The sequence below is a fragment of the Chitinophaga sp. genome, from assembly GCF_036569185.1.
Classification (GTDB): domain Bacteria; phylum Bacteroidota; class Bacteroidia; order Chitinophagales; family Chitinophagaceae; genus Chitinophaga.
In genome coordinates, this window is the sequence record NZ_DATCRD010000019.1 from 1 (window position 1) to 3,405 (window position 3,405).

Genomic DNA, 3,405 nt, shown 5'->3' on the forward strand with positions numbered 1-3,405 from the left:
TTAATACTAATTTGCACCCGTTATCAACCATACACCCAGGCAACTCATTACTTTTTCCCGCTTTCCTTCCGGCGCTGTGACCTTGTTTTTGCTGCATAGAGGTAAGCTTTTATCACCGTTATTCAAAAAAATGAACAACGAACTTCAACCCGCATTCTCTGACCCTTTTAATTAACATCACCATGCTATACAAATTCGCTGCTTACTTATTTATCACTGCATTCGCTGCCACCACTGCTTTTGCACAAACCATTTCGGTTGACGGGGAAGTAACGCGTCCATTAAAGCTCAGTGCCGCAGATATCGGGAAGATGCCAAAAACGGAAGTAACCGCCGCCGACCGCGACGGGAAACCGCACCGTTACTCGGGTGTACCGGTAACAACTATTTTGCAACAGGCAGGCGTAACGCTGGGAGCACAACTGAGAGGGGAAAATATGTCGAAATACCTGCTCGTAAAATCAGGCGACGGGTATGAGGTATTGTTTTCCCTGGCCGAACTGGACAGCGCTTTCACCAACCGGGTAGTGATACTGGCCGATAAGGTGGACGGGCAGCCGTTGCCCGATGGCAAGGGGCCTTTCAGGATTGTAGTTCCCGGTGAAAAGAAGCCCGCAAGATGGATATGGGAAGTAACGGCCATGACCGTACGATTTGCAAAAGAGTAAGGGCTTACCGGCGTTTATTCAAACCGGTTGTCCGGGTGGCAAGGAACTGTTGAAAAGCCGTATTCAGGTCATGAAATAATTTAATCGCCTGCTTGCCTTCCGGGGTGAGCAGCGCGCCGCCACCGGTTTTTCCTCCCCTCTCAAATTTTACCAGCGGTTTACCGGTACGCTTATTCATCTGGTCTACAAAATCCCATGCCTGGCGGTAGGAAATTTTCATTTCCGCGGCTGCTTTCCTCAGGGAGCCCAGTTCTCCGATCTTTTCCAGCAGCTCAATACGGCCGTAACCAAGAAAGGGGCCTTCCTCGGTTTCAATCCATATGCGTCCGTTTGGTATTAGTTTCATGCAGTAAAGATATACGGTTAGTGAAATAATATTTTAATTTATATTATATTACACATACACGCAACAGAGATCTTTCAAATGACACAAAACAAGGGCTTAAAGAAAACACTGACTCCCTTTATGTTGTGGGGACTTGGAGTAGGGTACGTTATTTCAGGTATGTATTTTGGCTGGAATCTTGGCCTTGAAAAAGGCGGCACAGGAGGTATGGCTATTGCCACGCTTGTGATCATGGTGATGTATGTAACGTTTACTTTCAGTTATGCAGAACTGGCCTGCGCCATCCCCAAGGCAGGAGGAGTTTTTGATTATGCAAACAGGGCAATGGGAAAAAATATCGGCTTTGTGGCCGGTATAGCCCAGGTGATTGAATTCATTCTGGCGCCGCCTGCCATTGCATTTGCCATCGGCGCTTATTTCAACGCTTTTTTTCCGCAGGTACCCATTCTCACCAGCGCTATTGCCATTTATTTTGTGTTCACCGGTCTGAATGTGTATGGCGTAAAAGCGGCAGCCTCTTTCGAGGTGATTGTTACCATTTTTGCAGTAGGGGAACTATTGTTGTTTGCCGGTTTATCGCTTCCAAAATTCCAGGCTGTCCATCTTACCAGCAACCCGCTCCCGCTTGGATGGGGCGGCGCTTTTGCCGCTATTCCTTTTGCCATCTGGTTTTTCCTGGGTATTGAAGGCATTGCCAATGTAGCGGAGGAAACAAAAAACCCCCAACGCGATATCAGCAAGGGTTTTGGATGGGCTATCCTTACGCTGGCCATTCTGTGTATCCTGATATTTGTATCGGCCACTGGTATTGCCGGGTGGGAGGCCATTGTATATAAAAACGGGGCCGGCGGGGAAACTTCCGATTCCCCGTTGCCGCTGGCGCTGGCAAAAATTACCGGGAGCAACCATCCCATGTACCACCTGCTGATCACTGTAGGCTTATTTGGCCTGGTGGCTTCTTTTCACGGGCTTATCCTGGCGGCAGGGCGCTCTACCTATGAAATGGGCAGGGTACACAACCTGCCGGCAGCGCTGGGTAAAATTTCACCGCGGTTTCATACGCCTGCCAATGCGCTTCTGGGTAATATGGTGATCGGGATACTGGCCCTGCTTTCGGGTAAAACTTCCGAAATCATTATTGTATCCGTTTTCGGCGCGCTCACTTTGTATATCATTTCCATGGTGTCTATTATTATCCTGAGAAGACAGGAGCCTGATCTGCCACGGCCTTTCCGGGTGGCCTTCTACCCTGTGTTCCCGGTGGTAGCGCTGGTGATTGCCAGCATTTCCATAGTAGCGATGTTTATTTTCAACCTGCTGCTTGGCATCATTTATTTTTCCCTGCTGGCTGTTTCTTTTTTGTTGTACAAAATCTTTAAACCTGCCCACACATGACAACTACCGAAATATTAACATATGTAAAAAATCATCCGTCCGGTAAGGTAAAAGTGGCGATCGCTGATATCGACGGCGTATTGAGAGGGAAATATATTGCAGCGGAAAAATTCGTGTCCGTAACAGAAAGCAAGATGGGCTTCTGTGATGTTACTTTTGGATGGGACATGAGCGATGTGGTATATGATAATGTAAAGTATACCGGCTGGCATACCGGTTACCCGGATGCGCAGGTAAAAATTGACCTGAATACGTTCCGTAAAATTCCCTGGGAGAATGGGGTGCCTTTTTTCCTGGGCGATTTTGTGGAAGCCGATAATACGCCGGTATATACCTGCCCCCGTCAGCTGCTGAAAAAAGTGCTGGCTACGGCGGAGCAAAGTGGTTATACTCCTTACTTTTCGCAGGAATTTGAATGGTTTAACTTTACCGAAACCCCTGATACCGCCCATCAGAAGCAGTTCCGCGACCTCACCCCTTTATCGCCTGGCATGTTTGGTTACTCCATCCTTCGCAGCGCGTTGAAGAATGAATATATGAGCAGCCTGTTTGAGCAACTGGTAAAATTTGATATTCCGGTAGAAGGATTGCATACTGAAACCGGTCCCGGCGTATACGAGGCAGCCATTAAGTATGCGGGGATTCTACAGGCGGCAGACCAGGCTATCCTGTTTAAAACTGCCGTAAAAGAAATTGCCTACAAGCACGGCGTAATGGCCACCTTCATGGCCAAGATCCATGAAAGCCTGCCGGGGTGCAGCGGGCATGTGCACCAAAGCCTCTGGGATGCCGGCAGCAAAGAAAATTTGTTTTATGATGAACAGGACGAGCATAAAATGAGCGCCCTCATGAAAAGTTACATCGCCGGGCAACTGCATTGCTTACCGGTGATACTGCCTATGATAGCCCCTACCATCAACAGCTACAAAAGGCTGGTAGAAGGCGCCTGGGCTCCTACCACGCTCACATGGGGCATCGATAACAGGACGGTGGCAT

4 protein-coding genes are annotated in these 3,405 nt (G+C 48.5%); 3 read left to right on the plus strand and 1 reads right to left on the minus strand.

Annotated elements, in window-relative coordinates:
• Positions 1–182 precede the first annotated feature (182 nt).
• The gene (locus VIM72_RS01305) at positions 183–668 is read left to right on the plus strand and encodes a molybdopterin-dependent oxidoreductase (RefSeq protein ID WP_332001065.1); all 486 of its coding nucleotides are present in this window, start codon (positions 183–185) and stop codon (positions 666–668) included.
• 4 nt (positions 669–672) lie between these two features.
• Here VIM72_RS01305 and VIM72_RS01310 read toward each other — a convergent pair whose 3' ends face one another.
• The gene (locus VIM72_RS01310; protein ID WP_332001066.1) at positions 673–1,014 is read right to left on the minus strand and encodes a winged helix-turn-helix domain-containing protein; all 342 of its coding nucleotides are present in this window, start codon (positions 1,012–1,014) and stop codon (positions 673–675) included.
• A 78-nt stretch (positions 1,015–1,092) separates the two neighbouring features.
• Between VIM72_RS01310 and eat the strand changes: the two genes are divergently transcribed.
• Both eat and VIM72_RS01320 read left to right on the plus strand, forming a co-directional pair.
• Positions 1,093–2,409, plus strand: a complete 1,317-nt coding sequence (eat, locus tag VIM72_RS01315; RefSeq protein WP_332001067.1) for an ethanolamine permease — start codon at positions 1,093–1,095, stop codon at positions 2,407–2,409.
• A partial coding sequence (locus VIM72_RS01320; RefSeq protein WP_332001068.1) for a glutamine synthetase family protein occupies positions 2,406–3,405 on the plus strand: 1,000 nt, incomplete at its 3' end. The genes eat and VIM72_RS01320, both read left to right, overlap by 4 nt.